Annotated in this window: 11 protein-coding genes; all 11 read left to right on the forward strand. The window is 47.2% G+C overall.

Features of this window, described 5'->3' with window-relative positions; translation table 11 throughout:
• Nucleotides 1-28: 28 nt before the first annotated feature.
• The 11 genes from NQ510_RS08135 to NQ510_RS08185 all read left to right on the forward strand — a co-directional run bounded on the left by NQ510_RS08135 (nt 29) and on the right by NQ510_RS08185 (nt 16,582).
• Complete coding sequence (locus NQ510_RS08135; RefSeq protein ID WP_005823816.1) at nt 29-1,198, forward strand: MalY/PatB family protein; 1,170 nt, start codon at nt 29-31, stop codon at nt 1,196-1,198.
• A 25-nt stretch (nt 1,199-1,223) separates the two neighbouring features.
• Complete coding sequence (locus NQ510_RS08140) at nt 1,224-2,858, forward strand: helix-turn-helix transcriptional regulator (RefSeq protein ID WP_034525320.1); 1,635 nt, start codon at nt 1,224-1,226, stop codon at nt 2,856-2,858.
• 172 nt (nt 2,859-3,030) lie between these two features.
• Nucleotides 3,031-5,436: a TonB-dependent receptor domain-containing protein gene (locus tag NQ510_RS08145; RefSeq protein ID WP_005823811.1), complete on the forward strand. Its 2,406-nt coding sequence runs from the start codon at nt 3,031-3,033 to the stop codon at nt 5,434-5,436.
• A gap of 88 nt (nt 5,437-5,524) precedes the next feature.
• Nucleotides 5,525-8,119, forward strand: a complete 2,595-nt coding sequence (gene xyl3A, locus NQ510_RS08150; RefSeq protein ID WP_034525351.1) for a xylan 1,4-beta-xylosidase — start codon at nt 5,525-5,527, stop codon at nt 8,117-8,119.
• Between the two features lie 197 nt (nt 8,120-8,316).
• Nucleotides 8,317-9,273, forward strand: a complete 957-nt coding sequence (locus NQ510_RS08155; RefSeq protein ID WP_005823806.1) for an SPFH domain-containing protein — start codon at nt 8,317-8,319, stop codon at nt 9,271-9,273.
• Nucleotides 9,274-9,285: 12 nt separating this feature from the next.
• Nucleotides 9,286-10,644 carry an alpha/beta hydrolase gene (locus tag NQ510_RS08160; protein WP_005823804.1) on the forward strand — a complete coding sequence of 453 codons (1,359 nt, stop codon included), beginning with the start codon at nt 9,286-9,288 and terminating at the stop codon, nt 10,642-10,644.
• A gap of 66 nt (nt 10,645-10,710) precedes the next feature.
• Nucleotides 10,711-10,917, forward strand: a complete 207-nt coding sequence (locus NQ510_RS08165) for a hypothetical protein (RefSeq protein WP_005823802.1) — start codon at nt 10,711-10,713, stop codon at nt 10,915-10,917.
• A gap of 317 nt (nt 10,918-11,234) precedes the next feature.
• Entirely contained in the window at nt 11,235-12,617 is a 1,383-nt protein-coding gene (locus NQ510_RS08170) for a hypothetical protein (protein WP_005823799.1), read from the forward strand.
• 29 nt (nt 12,618-12,646) lie between these two features.
• Nucleotides 12,647-13,798: an imelysin family protein gene (locus NQ510_RS08175; RefSeq protein WP_005823798.1), complete on the forward strand. Its 1,152-nt coding sequence runs from the start codon at nt 12,647-12,649 to the stop codon at nt 13,796-13,798.
• Between the two features lie 109 nt (nt 13,799-13,907).
• Complete coding sequence (locus NQ510_RS08180) at nt 13,908-15,341, forward strand: di-heme oxidoredictase family protein (RefSeq protein ID WP_085931069.1); 1,434 nt, start codon at nt 13,908-13,910, stop codon at nt 15,339-15,341.
• A gap of 29 nt (nt 15,342-15,370) precedes the next feature.
• Nucleotides 15,371-16,582: a porin gene (locus tag NQ510_RS08185; protein ID WP_005823796.1), complete on the forward strand. Its 1,212-nt coding sequence runs from the start codon at nt 15,371-15,373 to the stop codon at nt 16,580-16,582.
• Nucleotides 16,583-16,588: the final 6 nt, after the last annotated feature.

Here is a 16,588-nt window from a genome sequence, read left to right on the forward strand (position 1 = left end):
ATGCGTTGAATTATAAAAAAGCAAGCATATGACTTACAATTTTGATGAAGTAATAGAGCGCCGTGGTACCGACTCCGTGAAATGGGACGGTGTGAAGAGTGTATGGGGGCGCGATGACCTCCTCCCCATGTGGGTGGCGGATATGGATTTCCGCACGCCCCCGTTTGTGATGGAAGCCTTGCGGAAGCGTCTTGAACATGAAGTGCTGGGCTATACGTCTGCGTGTGAGGAATGGTATACTTCCATTTGTAGCTGGCTCAGTCGTCGCCACGGTTGGGACGTCACTCGCGAGATGCTGACTTTTGTACCCGGCATTGTCCGCGGTCAAGCCTTCGCATTGCAATGCTTCACCAATCCCGGCGACCGGGTAATGGTGATGACTCCCGTTTATCATCCCTTCTTCCTGGTGACGCAACGCATGAAGCGCGAAGTGGTTTACTCTCCGCTCGACCTGAAAGACGGACAGTATCAGATTGACTTTGAGCGTTTCCGTAAGGATATACAAGGATGCAAAGTATTGATTCTCTGCAATCCCCATAACCCGGGCGGGCGTGTATGGACGGTGGACGAATTACGCCGGATTGCTGATATTTGTACGGAAAACCATACGTTTGTCATTTCCGATGAAATTCATGCCGACTTGACTCTGCCACCTTACAAACACCATCCTTTTGCTACTGTTTCGGGGGCTGCCGCGCAGAATTCCCTCACCTTCATGGCACCCAGCAAAACATTCAATATGCCGGGATTGGGAAGTTCGTACGCCATTATCCTCAATGAGGACATCCGCCACCGTTTTCAGGAGTTCATGGAAGCGGGCGAGTTCAGCGAAGGGCACATGTTGGCCTATATCGGTGCGGCTGCTGCCTATATGCATGGTGAGGAATGGTTGGAACAGCTGCTGGACTATATAAAGGGCAATATCGATTTCACGGAGAACTACCTGCGCGAGCATATTCCGGGCATCGGCATGATACGTCCGCAGGCTTCTTACCTGATTTATCTGGACTGCCGGGGATTGGGGCTGACTCAGGAGGAACTGGTGAGACTATTTGTGGACAAGGCACACCTGGCACTGAATGACGGCACCATGTTCGGTGAACCGGGTAAGGGATTTATGCGGCTGAATATCGGCTGCCCGCGTTCGGTGTTGGAGCAGGCGCTGAAGCAACTGGAAACTGCGGTTGCAGACAAATGATAGAAAAAACTATATCTCCTATATTATGAATAGATTACCTTTCCTTGGACTATTGTTTGCGTTGCTGTGCCTTGTTGCCTGCCGGCAGATGAATGAGGCACATCTGTTACATCTGGCAGAAAAGCAGGTGAATATGAATGTGGACAGCGTGTATGCCTTGCTGGTACAGATAGAGAGGCCATCGCAACTTTCGGATGAGGAGAGGCTGTTGTATGGATGGCTGAATGCTTATGTGCACTATAAGCGGCACAACTCGATGGCGGAAGATTCCTTGATATTGCCTGCTTCCGATTATTACGTCTTCCGCAACGACACGGCGAAGAATCTGTTTTCCTATCAGTTGAAAGCCTGGTACTGGTATTGGCTGAAAGAGCACGAACGGTGTATAGCTGCCATTGACAGCGGCGTAGCTTTGGCCAAGGCGCTGCAGGACACGGGAAGAATGGCTGATATGCTGATTGATAAGGCATACTGGTATGTGTATGTCTGGAAAGATTATGAGAAAGCGATAGAAACTTTCCGTACCGCCATAGCTTTGGACGCAAGAGCCGGAAGCTTCTTCTCTATGGGAATTGCCATGGGGCTGAACAAGAATGATTCTGCATCCTATTACATGGAGCGCAGCATAGAACTGGCAGTGGAGGCAGGAGATACCAGTAAGATAGTGCATTATTTGCGTAACTATGCCCAGATGCAGGCTTACTCTTTTGATGAACCTTCCGGTGCAATAGCTACTATTCGTCGTATGGAGCAGTATGTCATCGACCCGGTGCAGTTGCGTATGGGAGATCTGGTGAAAGTGGAAGTGTTCTTGAAAGAAGGGCTGCTTGATTCGGCGGAATACTATTTGAATAAGGAGAGGAAACGTGGCGAGGGCCGGAACCGGTTTCTGACGGAAGAGAATATGGTGGCGGTATATAGGGCATTGATAGATTATACACGTCACCGTACGTTTGATGTGCTGGACGTGGCGCGCTATAATGATTCTGTAGCCAATGCTCTTACTGCGTTGCAGAGTACTGTCCGGCGTAAGGACGAGTCGAAGGAGACGCTTTCGCAAGCCAACTTGATTCTGACGGTGGAACGGAAGCAGGCACAGTTGAATTTGTTGCTGGCACTGTTGGTACTGGTGCTTGCAGGTGGCGGTGTGTCCCTTTATGTCCGTAACCGGAGTAACCGGTTGATTGAAGCGGAAGAACGGGCGGAAACACTGACCCGGCTGTTGGAAGATGCGACCAAGAACCAGTCGAAGGAGGAAGACGGACAGTTTTTCCGGAAAATACTGTTGCAGCAATTAGGCATGATACGGCTGGTGGCTAAACAACCTACCTCGCAGAATCAGGAGCTGCTTCGCCGCATTTCGGGTATTACCAGCCATGAACTGCCGGTAGAGAGTTTGCTGGTATGGGAGGACTTGTACCCTATCATAGACCGGATGTATGATAACTTCTACACAAAGATGGACAGCCGTTTTGGCGATGTGCTCATTGACAAAGAAAAGCAGCTTTGCTGCCTGCTCTGTGCGGACTTCTCGACGAAGGAGATTAGTGTGGTGACACAACAAAGTATTCCCACCATTTACCAGCGAAAGACGAATATCCGCAAGAAGCTGGGGATGGAGGAGAAAGAGGGCATCGTAGAGTTTATAAAGAGCATATAGACCGGGAAAGGTATAATATAGAGTGTTGTAAGGTTAAAACGTTGATATGTAGTGATTCGTGGTTCGAGGATATAGACTTTTTATTCCTTGGTATAGACTGTTTGAGGCATGTTTTACCCCTATCTTTGTTTCAGCGAAATACAAAGAGTAAAACATTGAAATCAAACGCATAATGAAAGAAAATCTACTGAACAACGTTAGAAAAAAAGTGATGGTATGGATGGCCTTGGCAAGTATGGCCACTTTCCTTTCCGCCCAGACTTACCGGCTTTCCGGTTGTGTGCAGGACGAGAACCGCCAACCGGTAGAGGTGGCGAATGTGCTGCTGAAGCAGGCAAAAGACAGTGCCTATATTACCGGTATGCTGACCGACACGCAAGGTTGTTTTTCCTTTGACCAGCCACTGGGAGAATACTTGTTGCATATTACCCTTATCGGCAGCGAAGACCTCTACGTTCCCGTTGTGCTGCAAGGAAACAAAAACGTTGGCGAATTGACATTGAAATCTTCTTCCGCCTTGCTGGACGAAGTGACCGTTACGGCCGCGCGTCCTGTTATCAAGCGTCTGGTGGATAGGGTAGTGTTCGATGCACATAATACCATAGCCTCTGCCGGTGGCAGTGCACTCGACCTTCTGCGTGAAGTGCCCGGTCTGCAGGTTGGACAAAACAGCATTGGTATTATAGGTAAAGGGGGCATCAGGGTTTATATCAACGACCGTGAGACGAAGCTGTCGGGAGATGAACTGATAGATTACCTCCGTTCCTATGACGCCTCTCAGATACTGAAGGTGGAGGTGATTACCACGCCTCCGTCCAAGTACGATGCCGCCGGAAATGCAGGCATCATCAATATTCGCTTGAAGTCACGTCCCAAAGATTACGTGGGTGGTACGGCTTCCGCTTCCTACAGCGCTGGTGAAAAGGACAATTACGGATATGGCGGGGTAAGCCTGAACCTCAGCAAGGGGCGCGTGTCATCCTTCCTCAACGGGGGTACTACGCAGGGCAACTATGAGACGCGTGAGAAGAATTACCGCTATTTTCCGCAGAACACCTGGAACAGCCGTGCCGACTACACCAATTACATGAATAGCTTCTACCTTCAGGGAGGTGTGGACGTATCGTTGGAACGGGACTGGACTGTAGGTATGCAGGCCATCTATAATCACAGTGCTCCCAAACCGGGCAACGCCCTTTCATGGACGGAAGTTTACGATGCCTCTACCGCCGTATTGGATTCTTTGCTGTACTCCAACAGTGACAAGGATACCAGTTCCGACCGCCTCAATCTGAATTTTCATACCGATAAGGTCTGGGATGACAAAGGCAAGAAAATGACTTGGGATGTGGATTACCTGCGTGACAACCGGGACGAAAATATGGGCTTTCTCTCGAAAACCCTCCTGCCTGACGGTACGGAGATTCCGGGCACAAACTTCGATTACAACTATCTGCAACATCGCAAGGTAGATGTAGTCTCCTCCGCTCTTGATTTCATCCTTCCTTTTGAAAAGTACAAGATAACGGCAGGTGCCAAGGTCTCCTTTACCAACACTCGCAACGGTATCAATTACGATACATCGGACCCTACGCTGGTGCAGGATGATTATTTCCGTTACAAGGAGCAAATCTATGCCTTATATGCTGATTATAGCCGTGAATTTTCCGAACGTTTTTCCATGCAGTTGGGCTTGCGTATGGAGCACACCCGCACTACCGGTATTTCTGAAGCGAAGGATACGGAGGACAAGCACGACTATACGCGCTTGTTCCCTACTGTCTATCTGCTTTATTCGCCTACAGACGGGCATGCGCTGAACTTCAGTTTCTCCAACCGCATCTCCCGTCCGTCACAGAATATGGTCAATCCTTTTCCGTTCTATCAGAACAAGTACACTTACGCTTGTGGTCGTGAAGACTTGAAACCCAGTTATACTTACAATGCCGAACTGGGATATACGTTGAAGAATAACTTCAATGTTTCTGCCTATTATTCTTATTCGGACGATGTCTTCTTCCAGGTTGTGGACTTGGATGCTGAAACGAATGTGACCTCTTTCCTCTGGGAGAATTTCATGCAGACGCATGCTTTCGGGCTTAACAATTCATACACTTTCCGTACCAAATGGCTACAAACTTACGCCCAGCATGGAGTGAGCTATCGCCGGACCACCTCCAGCGCTGCCACCACCTCTCCTGAGGAGAAAGGGTGGGCTTATAACGCCAGCCTGCGCAACACTTTCTTCTTCAATGAAAAGAAGACTCTTCTGGCCACGTTGTCCGGTTCCTATTCTTCCCGTCAGTATCAGGGCATCTATCTGATGAGCCCCACTTACAGCGTCAGTGCAGGTATGCTTTATCGGTTGTTGAACAATAAGCTCAGCCTCAGCCTGAATGTCAACAATTTGTTTGTCAGCCATTCCAAATTGGAAACCATGTCCAACGGGTTGAAGATAATTGCCGACAATCAGTTTGCCTTTGCCAGTTTCCGTATCGGTGTATCCTATACTTTCGGTGGTGATATACGTAGTAAGGGTCAGCGGAACAGTAACGAGGATATTCAGAGGAGGCTATAATAAGAAGTTTATTGCGTGTTGGCAATTGGAAGAAAATATTTATCTTTGTGATACAAGCGATTGTAACAACGATTAATATAAAACCATGATGAAACAGAAACTTCTTTACCTTTTGCCACTCTTCCTATTGTCGGGATGTGGACAGGCTACTTACAAGAATGCATCTCTGCCGGCAGAAGAGCGTGCCGGACTTTTGCTGAAGGAACTGACGCTCGAAGAGAAGGTGTCCTTGATGATGGACAGCTCCAAACCAGTGGAACGCCTGGGCATCAAGCCCTATAACTGGTGGAATGAAGCGTTGCATGGAGTGGCGCGTGCCGGGTTGGCCACAGTGTTTCCCCAACCGATTGGTATGGCGGCATCTTTCTCACCGGAGACTGTATACGAGGTATTTACTGCTGTTTCTGATGAGGCCCGTGCCAAGAATGCCTACTATACATCCCAGGAAAGCCATGAACGCTATCAAGGGTTGACGATGTGGACGCCTACGGTGAACATCTACCGCGACCCTCGCTGGGGAAGGGGTATAGAGACTTATGGGGAAGACCCTTATCTGACCAGCCGTATGGGTGTGATGGTTGTAAAGGGTTTGCAGGGGACGAACGATGGAAAATATGACAAGTTGCATGCTTGTGCCAAGCACTTTGCCGTACACTCCGGTCCGGAATGGAACCGCCATGAGTTTAATGCGGAAAATATCAAGCCCCGTGATTTGTATGAAACTTATCTTCCTCCTTTCGAAGCTTTGGTGAAAGAAGGAAAAGTGAAGGAGGTGATGTGTGCCTACAACCGTTTTGAGGGCGATCCTTGTTGCGGTAGCGACCGCCTGCTGATGCAGATTTTGCGCGATGAGTGGGGATTTGACGGTATTGTCCTTTCGGACTGTGGAGCTATTGCCGATTTTTACAGAGATTATGGTCATAAGACGCATCCTGATGCAGAGTCCGCTTCGGCGGCTGCGGTGCTGAGTGGGACTGACTTGGAATGCGGTTCGAGTTACGAGGCCCTGGTAGAAGCGGTGAAGCAGGGAAAGATTGATGAAAAAGCAGTGGATGTAGCAGTCAAGCGCCTTTTGACGGCCCGCTTTGCCTTGGGTGAAATGGACGAGCCGGAGAAGGTGTCCTGGACCGGCATTCCTTTTTCTGTGGTGGCTTCTGCCGGACACGATTCTCTGGCGCTCGACATGGCGCGCAAGTCAATGACACTGCTTATGAACAAGGATAATACCTTGCCGTTGAAGCGTGGAGGGCTGACTATAGCCGTGATGGGTCCGAATGCCAATGATTCTGTGATGCAGTGGGGAAATTATAACGGTATGCCTCCGCACACAGTTACCATTCTGGACGGAATTAGAAAAGCTTTGGGGAGTGATGATCGGCTTATTTATGAACAAGGCTGCGGATGGGTGGAGAGAGCTCAGATACAGAGCGTCTTCAACCGTTGCAAGACTGCCGACGGGAAACCCGGATTTACTGCACGCTACTGGAATAACGTGACTCGTGACGGTGAGCCAGTCACTACTGCCCAAGTGACCACTCCTTTCCATTTTTGTACATCCGGTGCCACGGTTTTTGCTCCGGGTGTGAACCTTACCGACTTCTCGGCTACCTACAACAGCGTATTCACTCCCGACCAGTCGGGAGAGGTGGTCTTTGACATCTATGCTTATGGCTCAGGGAGATTGCGGATAAATGGGGAGGAAGTGAGAGGATTCTCCAATCAGCACGGTGGGCAGAAGAGTGCTTATACTTTGCAGGTACAAGCAGGAAAAACGTATGACGTTGAATTGGATTTTGAATATTTCCGTAGCGATGCACAGCTGAACTTCGACCTCGGATTTAAGAATGAAGTGGATGTGAGAAAATCTGTGGAGCGTGTAAAGGATGCTGATATCGTGGTCTTTGTGGGAGGAGTCTCTCCGAACCTCGAAGGCGAGGAGATGGGTGTTGAGCTTCCCGGATTCAGAGGAGGCGACCGTACTGATATTGAGTTGCCTGCTGTCCAGCGGGAACTGATTGCCGCTTTGCACCATGCCGGTAAAAAGGTGGTGTTGGTGAACTGTTCAGGTTCTCCTATCGGCTTGGAGCCGGAAACCGGGAGGTGTGGAGCTATCCTGCAGGCATGGTATCCCGGTCAGGCAGGTGGTACGGCTGTAGCTGAAGTCTTGTTCGGTGATTACAATCCGGCAGGACGCTTGCCGGTAACCTTCTACCGTAATGTGTCACAGCTTCCAGATTTTGAGGATTATAATATGACGGGCCGGACTTACCGTTACATGACCCAGGAACCGCTTTTCCCCTTCGGTCATGGATTGAGCTATACCTCTTTCAGCTATGGCGCTGTGGTGCTTGGTTCGGATAATATAAAGTCCGGTGAGAAATTGAGATTGAGTGTCCCCGTAACCAATACCGGCAAATGTGACGGTGAAGAGGTTGTGCAGGTCTATTTGAAGAAAAACGATGATGTAGAAGGACCGAGCAAGGCATTGCGTGCTTTCAAGCGGGTACATATCCCGGCAGGAAAGACGGTCGATGTAGAGTTTGATTTGGGTGATAAAGAGTTGGTGTGGTGGAATCCGCAAAGCAATGCCATGTGCGTTTCCGAAGGCAGCTATGAACTGATGGTGGGCGGTAGCTCGCAAACTGCTGATTTGCTGCGCCGGTCTTTTGTCATTCAGCCTTGATACATCACTGACAGAGTCAAAAAAAGTTTTCCGCTTGAGGGTGAGTTATGGCCCTCAAGCGGAATTTTTATATACTGGGAATACATGTTCTTAATAATCCTTAATACTATATGTTAACTCCCTTGTTTCTTTGTACTTCTCTAATTTTAATTGATATATTTGTGATATCGTTATGATATCAATTAAATTTATAGAATATGGAAACAAAAGAGTGTAGTTTCAGTGGTTTCAAGATGAATGGCTTTCTGGCCTTGTTCCTTCATTTGGTAGTGCTTACGGCGGTGATAATCTTTGGGTTTCTCATTTCTGTGCCTACCTTGATCCTTTCGGTGTGTCTGTGTCTGGTATGGTTCATTATGTTTGCCGGCTATATGGAGCTGGAACCGAACGAGGCGCGTGCCATGGTGTTCTTTGGCAAGTACAAGGGAACATTCAAAGAGACCGGCTTTTTCTGGGTAAACCCTTTCCTTAATAAGAAGAAGCTTTCGCTTCGTGCACGCAACCTGGATGTGGAGCCGATAAAGGTGAACGATAAGATTGGTAATCCTATTCTTATAGGACTGGTATTGGTGTGGAAGCTGAAGGACACCTATAAAGCCATGTTTGAGATTGATTCACAAACAATGGCTGCATCCGCTCCGACAGCGGGTAATGCGAACCAGGTCAGTCTTGGCAATGCGGTGGCCAACCGTATGAATGCGTTCGAGAATTTCGTCATGATACAGAGTGATGCCGCTCTTCGCCAGGTTGCTGGTCAGTATGCCTATGATGATAATGAGGCTGATACGGAAGAGTTGACACTTCGTTCGGGCGGTGAGGAAATCAATGAACAGCTGGAGCAGAAATTGAATGAACGCCTGGCCATGGCAGGTATGGAAGTGGTGGAAGCGCGTATCAACTATCTGGCATATGCGCCCGAAATTGCCGCTGTGATGCTGCGTCGCCAGCAAGCATCTGCCATTATTACGGCACGCGAGAAGATTGTGGAAGGGGCAGTCTCTATGGTAAAAATGGCGCTCCATAAACTTTCTGAAGAAGAAATTGTTGAACTGGACGAAGACAAGAAAGCAGCAATGGTCAGCAATCTGTTGGTAGTGCTTTGTGCGGACGAGGCTGCCCAACCGGTAGTCAATACGGGAACGTTGAACCATTGATAAAGGATACGGATGAAAGAGATGGGAGGCATAGGACGGTGGGCTCTTATACTGCTCTTGCTGGGCAATGTATATGGGGGCTTTGCACAAGATGCGAATACTGCGCGCGCGCAGCACATTTATGAATTGTTTGTGGCAGGGCAAGGTGACAGCATCCATGCGGCATTGAACCGGGAGTTGCAGGAGAAACTGGCTCCGGCACTCTTCAATGATTCTTTCCGGCAAGCAGAGAAAATGTTTGGTAAATCCATATCAAAAGGAGAATGGAAGACCGATTCTGCCCAGGGAATTACTATCTATTATTCCGATGTGGAATTTGAACGTTATAATCTCCGCTTTCTAGTGGCTTTTGATGCTGACGGGGCACTGAATACAATCCGGCTAGTCCCTGCACCTGCTGTTAGCACTGCCCAACCGGTAGCCTATGATAAGACAAAAATGGATGAAAGGGATATTACGCTGGGAGCCGACGGCTACAAGCTTCCCGGAACGTTGACTTTGCCCAAGAGGGCAGTCGGTTCGGATGTATGCAGGGTTCCTTGTGTTATTCTGGTACATGGTTCCGGTCCTCACGACCGTGACGAGACGATAGGTCCCAACAAGCCTTTCCGTGACCTGGCCTGGGGATTGGCGGAACGCGGCATTGCCGTCGTCCGCTATGAAAAACGGACAAAAGCATATGGTGCGGCTTGCGTTCCTGCCGGTCGCGAACTCGATTATGATACTGAGGCCGTGGACGATGCCGTTGCCATAGTGGAGCAGGTAAGAGCTTTGCCCGAGCTGGCTCCTGACAGTGTGTATGTGTTGGGGCACAGCCTGGGAGGTACATTGGCTCCCCGTATTGCCGGGCGTTCGAAAGGTTTGGCAGGTATCATTATCCTTGCCGGACTGGCAAGACCGCTTGAAGATGCTCTTGAGGAACAGTTTTATTATACCTCTTCTTTGACGGATTCTTCAGTCAATGTAAAGGCTCAACTTGATGAACTGAAACAACAGTTGGTGAATGTCAAAAAGCTTGGTACCGAAGAGTTCGATGAGGCAATTCCCTTACCGTTGGGGCAGCCCCGCTCCTATTGGCTGTTTGCCAACGCTTACAAACCAGTGGAGGTTGCCGCTAAACTAAAGCTGCCCATATTTGTTCTTCAAGGGGAGAGAGATTATCAAGTGACTATGGAAGACTTCGGTTTATGGCGTTCCGGTCTGTTGCATTGTAAGAATGCGTACTTCAAATCTTATCCGAAATTGAATCACTTGTTGCAGGAAGGCAGCGGCAAGGCGACTCCGTTTGAGTATAGCCATGCTTCGCCCGTCCCGGCATATGTTATGGATGACATTGCCTCCTTCGTGCGGGGCAAGCAGAATACTCTTTGATTGGTACTTGGTTATATCAAAGTAACTTCAATCATAAATCGTAAATTGTTAAATAGTAAATAAATAGTGGCTAAAAAAGAAACTTCAACCAAAAGCTTTGTCCTCCGTGTGGATGCTGCAACGATGGATGCCATTGAAAAATGGGCAGCCGACGAGTTCCGTAGTACCAATGGACAGCTTCAGTGGATTATCGCTGAAGCATTGCGGAAGAGTGGGCGGATGAAGAAGTCCAAGAATCCTCCTCCGTCTGAAGAGAAAGCAAAGGAGGATTAGTAATAACAGATTCTAAATCGTAGATAATATGATTAATCTTGGTCCTTATTCCGGCAAGAATTGCCCTAATGTCCGTTTCCAACCCACTGTGCTTGACCGTATTCTGGAAGGTACGGCCCTGCTTATCGTGCTCGTTACGTGAATTAGCATTTTAATAGTTCTTTTACCATTTATCCTCCTTTTTCATCTTTATTTGTTGTTATAAATCTGCCATTACCTACTAATGGTTACTCTTTCTCTTCTTTTCGCAATTTTTAGGTATTGTTCTCCTTTTTAACTACCTCTACCTTTGCTCCCAACAAAAATTAAGATAAAAGATGAGAAAATTAACTGGCTTATTCGTTTTATGTTTTTTGCTTTCTGCCAATGCTTTGCAGGCTGCTGAACCTGAAAAAGTTACTTCTGCAGCAGAGAGTACGGAGATTTCAACAGACAAAGAGAAAAAGGAAAAAGTAGCGAATGATGGCGACAACTACAAGAAATTCCGTTTCGGTGGATACGGAGAAATGGTTGCAAGTTTTAAGGATTATGGTATTAACCGTTTCTATGGTGCGCCTGAAGGCAATCCAGACAAACATAGGAATACAATTTCTATACCCCGTTTCGTGTTGGCTCTGGATTACAAGTTCAATTCCAAATGGATACTCGGTGCTGAAATCGAGTTTGAATCCGGTGGTACGGGTACTGCTTATGAACTTGAGAATACGGAAAACGGTGAGTATGAAACGGAGGTGGAAAAGGGTGGCGAAGTGGCTATCGAGCAATTCCACATTACCCGTTTAATTGTTCCACAATTCAACATACGTGCCGGTCACATCATTGTCCCGGTAGGATTGACCAACGCCCATCATGAACCAATCAATTTCTTTGGAACTTATCGGCCGGAAGGAGAGACAACCATCCTTCCTTCTACGTGGCATGAAAACGGACTCGAGTTTTTTGGTTCTTTTGGAAAAGGATATGCCAGCTTTGATTATCAGGCCATGATAGTGGCCGGTCTGAATGCCAATGGCTTTGACCGTAACACCTGGATAGCAAGTGGCAAACAAGGCATCTTTGAAGAAGACAACTTTACTTCACCGGGCTATGTGGCTCGTCTGGACTATAAGGGGGTTCCGGGGTTGCGTATAGGTGCTTCGTTCTATTACTGCGCTGATGCCGGTTCCAATTCTGACAAAGCGGATACTTATTCGTCTACCGGTAAGATTCCGGTAAGAATTTATACGGCAGATGCCCAATACCGTAATAAATATGTGGTTGCCCGTGCCAATATGGTATACGGAAATTTGGGTAATTCAGCGAAGCTTAGTGAGGCAAATACCAAATTGTCGAATAAATCTCCTTACAGCCGTATAACCCCCATTGCAAAGAATGTAGTCAGTTATGCAGCCGAGGCCGGTTTGAATATCAGCGCTTTCTTCAAAGGAAACAGGAAAGTTCCGGTTATCTACCCCTTTGCACGTTATGAATATTATAATCCGCAAGAAAAGGGAGAGGCCAGCCAGATAATGGAGAAACGTTGTCAGGTAAGCATGTGGACTGCTGGATTGAATTGGTATGCCTTGCCTAATCTGGTGGTAAAGGCTGACTACACTACCCGCCAAATCGGAACAAACAAGGTTTTTGGAACTGGCAAGTATAATAGTGAAAATGAGTTTTCGATTGGTATTGCCTATATCGGTTGGTTTGTCAAGAAGTAGATGAATAGTAATCAATTAATTTTATACAGATGAGGAAAAATTTCTTTTATGCGGCAGCTTTGGTATTAGGGCTGGCATTTACGGCTACTGCTTGTAGCGATGATGATGACAACAGTACAGTTAATCCTGCTGACATTGAGTATAACTCGGAGAATGCGGCAAGTTGGCACAACTACATGAGAAATGTGGCGGCTTTGTTGAAGGCAGATGCCACCAATCTTTATGATTCTTGGAATACGAGTTATAAGGGTGGGGCAAGTTTTGCAACTTCCTTCAAAGCTCATAATGGTGCCTATAACTTTTCAAGTGCCTGGAACTGTATAGAGCAGGTTATCGACGGTTGTGTTGAAATCTCCAATGAGGTAGGTGAGACGAAGATTGGTGATCCATATAATAAATATATGGCAAACAATGTTACAGAGGCCCTCTATGCTGTTGAGTCATGGTATAGCTGGCATTCCCGTGATGATTATACCAATAATATTTACTCAATCCGCAATGCCTATTACGGCTCTTTGGACGGTAAGGTGAGCGACAAGTCAATTTCAAAATTGGTGGCTGGAGTCAATGCGGAGTTGGATATGAAAGTGTCGGCAGCTATCACTACGGCAGCATCGGCTATTCAGGCTATTCCCCAACCTTTCCGTAATAATATCAACAGTCAGGAAACGGTAGCGGCTATCAAGGCTTGTGAAGAACTGGAAAGTGTATTGGATAAGGAGTTGAAACCTTATATCAGGGACAATAGCACCATTAACAGCAATGAAGCACTTGACCCGATTGTTGAAAATTATGTCAATGTTGTGGTTTTGCCTACCTATAAGGATTTGAAGGAGAAGAATAGTACGCTGTATGACGCTGTGGTGGCTCTTGCCAACAATCCCTCTAACAGTGCTTTTGAGACGGCATGCAATGCTTGGATAACAGCCCGTGAACCTTGGGAGGAAAGTGAGGCGTTCCTATTTGGGCCGGTGGATGAGCTGGGACTTGACCCGAATATGGATAGTTGGCCTTTGGACCAGAACGCCATTGTCCAGATTCTGAATTCCCAGAAATGGGGCGATTTGGAATGGAGCGAGGGTGATGATGATGCAAAAGTTGAATCTGCCCAAAATGTACGCGGATTCCATACTTTGGAATTCCTGCTTTTCAAGGATGGCAAGCCTCGTACAGTTAAATAAGAATTATTTATAAACAATACTCAAGAAGTAAAGGGGAGGATTTGGAGAATCCTGCCTTTACTTCTTTGGCATGTTTGGATATGCCATTATTAAAAAGTAGATAAAGATGATGAATCGTTTAATGAGATATTCATGTCTTCTCCTTTGTTTGTCGGCAGGTTTGACTGCTTGTGATGATGATGGGATTGACGTGTTGGATATAGAGATTCCTGAAGGATACGCTCTGTCTGCCGGAACGTCCACAATCTTCATGAATTCATCTAAGGCCTATGATTCACCGGCAGACTGGGTGTCGGGTGTTTACAACAGTCGCTTTAATGATGGTGACGGGCTTTACGATGATGTGCGTACGAGTAGCAATGGCATGGGAGGTGGTCTTGGCCCGGTCTATGCGGGGTATTCTTGTGGCAGTTGTCATCGTAATGCCGGCCGTACCAAACCGACGCTGTGGAGTGAAGGTGGATCGGGTAGTTACGGGTTTTCCTCGATGCTGGTTTATATAAGCCGCAAGAATGGTGCGTTTTTTCAGGATTATGGTCGTGTCCTCCATGACCAGGCAATTTATGGAGTGAAACCGGAGGGGAAGCTTTCTGTGGAGTATACTTATGAGACTTTTACCTTTCCCGACGGAGAGAAGTATGAACTTTGCAGACCGGCTTATTCCATATCCGAATGGTATGCTGACAGTATAAAGCCTGAAGATATGTTCTGTACGGTGCGTATCCCGTTGAGACATGTCGGTATGGGGCAAATGATGGCTTTGGAACCTACGGAGATTGAAGCGCTTGCTGCAAAAAGTAATTATCCGGAGTATGGTATAAGTGGCCGTTGCAATTACATTACCGAACGTGGTGTGAGAAGCTTGGGGCTGTCGGGAAATAAGGCTCAACATGCGGATTTGACTGTTGAACTTGGTTTTTCAAGTGATATGGGTGTTACCAATAGCCGCTATCCGGAAGAGATATGCGAGGGGCAGTCCCAGGTGAATCAAGGCAGCATGATGGGGCTTTCTTATGCCCAGTTGGATGTTTCTACAGAAGATATGGAAGATGTTGACTTGTATATGCAGAGTCTTGGTGTTCCTGCACGGCGTAATGTGAATGACCCGCAGGTGATAAGGGGAGAACAGAATTTCTATAAAGCCAAGTGCCATCTTTGCCATGTCACCACGTTGCATACCAAGCCTCGGGGCTCCGTGCTGTTGAACGGTACCCGTTTGCCATGGTTGGGAAGTCAGACAATTCACCCCTATTCGGATTTTTTGCTGCATGATATGGGCTCCGAAATTATGGGAGTCGGTCTGAATGACAACTATGTAAGTGGGTTGGCGCGTGGCAATGAATGGCGCACTACTCCGCTTTGGGGTATCGGGCTTCAGGAAAAGGTAAACGGACATACCTACTTCTTGCACGATGGTCGTGCTCGCAATCTTGTTGAAGCCATAATGTGGCATGGGGGAGAGGGAGAAGCATCGAAAAATCTCTTTAAGAACATGAGTAAGGATGACCGTGATGCCCTGATTGTATTTTTAAATTCACTTTAGAACTAATAAGCTTTATATAAAAAGTAATTATGAAGAAATTTTTATATGTCGCCATGCTGGCTGTTTTGCCTTTGACCGCTATGGCGCAACATGAGGAAGATACGGAGAATGGTGTAGTGTCATTGGCCGGAAGAGAAGGTTTTACCATTGAAACAAAGAAAGGTGATTTTGTTTTCAAGCCTTATCTGTTGGTACAAACGAGTGCTAATTTCAATTGGTATGATGATGAAGGCTTGGATAAGGCTTATAACCAAGATAATATTGCCAATTCGGGTTTTTCCATTCCTTATGCCGTACTTGGCTTTACTGGCAAGGCTTTTGGAAAAGTAGCTTTCAATCTGTCCATCAATGCTGCTGCAAGTGGAGGAGCGCTGTTACAGCAGGCGTGGTTTGATGTACAGCTGAAAAAACAATTTGCGATTCGTGTCGGAAAGTTCAAGACTCCATTTTCGCATGCCTATCTGACAACTCTTGGCGAAACACTGCTTCCCCAGTTGCCGGTTTCTCTGACGTCTTCTGTAATTTTGCCTTATTCGTTGAATGCCGTGACGCCTAATATCGGTACGGGATTTGACCTGGGTGTTGAAATTCACGGTCTGGTGGCAGATAAGTTCGGTTATGAAGTCGGCTTGTTCAATGGAACCGGAGCTTCCGTGAATACAGCTTCAAAGACGATGAGTGATGACTGGCATATCCCTTCATTGCTGTATGCCGGACGTCTGACTTATATGCCCAAGGGGGTGATGCCTTCCACACAAGGTAATCCTAACCGTTTGAACGAGGATAAGATATTATTCGGTCTTTCGGGTTCTATCAATGTGGAGAGTGAAAATGAGAGTACCAATGATACCCGTGTGGGGTTGGAATTTGCCATGTTGAAGAACAAGCTCTATCTGGCGGCTGAAGCTTATTATATGAATGTAGGTTTCACCAAACGGCAAAAGATAAATGAATCGTATAGCTTTTTAGGCGGTTATGTGCAAGGTGGTTACTTTGTCGCTCCCCGCCTACAGCTTGCCGCACGCTACGATATCTTCAATCGTAACGGTACGGATGACGACGGTTTCCTGAATATGCCTGCTGTAGGTATGAATTACTTTTTCAGAGGATGCAACCTGAAATTGCAGGCAATGTATCAGTATGTAGCCCGTTGGGGACACGACACGCAGCTCGACCGTGATAATGATAATTTAGGTCTGGCCACTCACTCTGCCACGGTGATGCTTCAATATACATTCTAAATGAAG

This window comes from Bacteroides uniformis (assembly GCF_025147485.1).
Taxonomy (GTDB): domain Bacteria; phylum Bacteroidota; class Bacteroidia; order Bacteroidales; family Bacteroidaceae; genus Bacteroides; species Bacteroides uniformis.

Excerpts from the sequence above, each read along its gene's own strand:
- NQ510_RS08135 (WP_005823816.1), top strand. The coding sequence starts at position 29 with ATGACTTACAATTTTGATGAAGTAATAGAGCGCCGTGGTACCGACTCC.
- NQ510_RS08140 (WP_034525320.1), top strand. The coding sequence starts at position 1,224 with ATGAATAGATTACCTTTCCTTGGACTATTGTTTGCGTTGCTGTGCCTT.
- NQ510_RS08145 (WP_005823811.1), top strand. The coding sequence starts at position 3,031 with ATGAAAGAAAATCTACTGAACAACGTTAGAAAAAAAGTGATGGTATGG.
- xyl3A (WP_034525351.1), top strand. The coding sequence starts at position 5,525 with ATGAAACAGAAACTTCTTTACCTTTTGCCACTCTTCCTATTGTCGGGA.
- NQ510_RS08155 (WP_005823806.1), top strand. The coding sequence starts at position 8,317 with ATGGAAACAAAAGAGTGTAGTTTCAGTGGTTTCAAGATGAATGGCTTT.
- NQ510_RS08160 (WP_005823804.1), top strand. The coding sequence starts at position 9,286 with ATGAAAGAGATGGGAGGCATAGGACGGTGGGCTCTTATACTGCTCTTG.
- NQ510_RS08170 (WP_005823799.1), top strand. The coding sequence starts at position 11,235 with ATGAGAAAATTAACTGGCTTATTCGTTTTATGTTTTTTGCTTTCTGCC.
- NQ510_RS08175 (WP_005823798.1), top strand. The coding sequence starts at position 12,647 with ATGAGGAAAAATTTCTTTTATGCGGCAGCTTTGGTATTAGGGCTGGCA.
- NQ510_RS08180 (WP_085931069.1), top strand. The coding sequence starts at position 13,908 with ATGAATCGTTTAATGAGATATTCATGTCTTCTCCTTTGTTTGTCGGCA.
- NQ510_RS08185 (WP_005823796.1), top strand. The coding sequence starts at position 15,371 with ATGAAGAAATTTTTATATGTCGCCATGCTGGCTGTTTTGCCTTTGACC.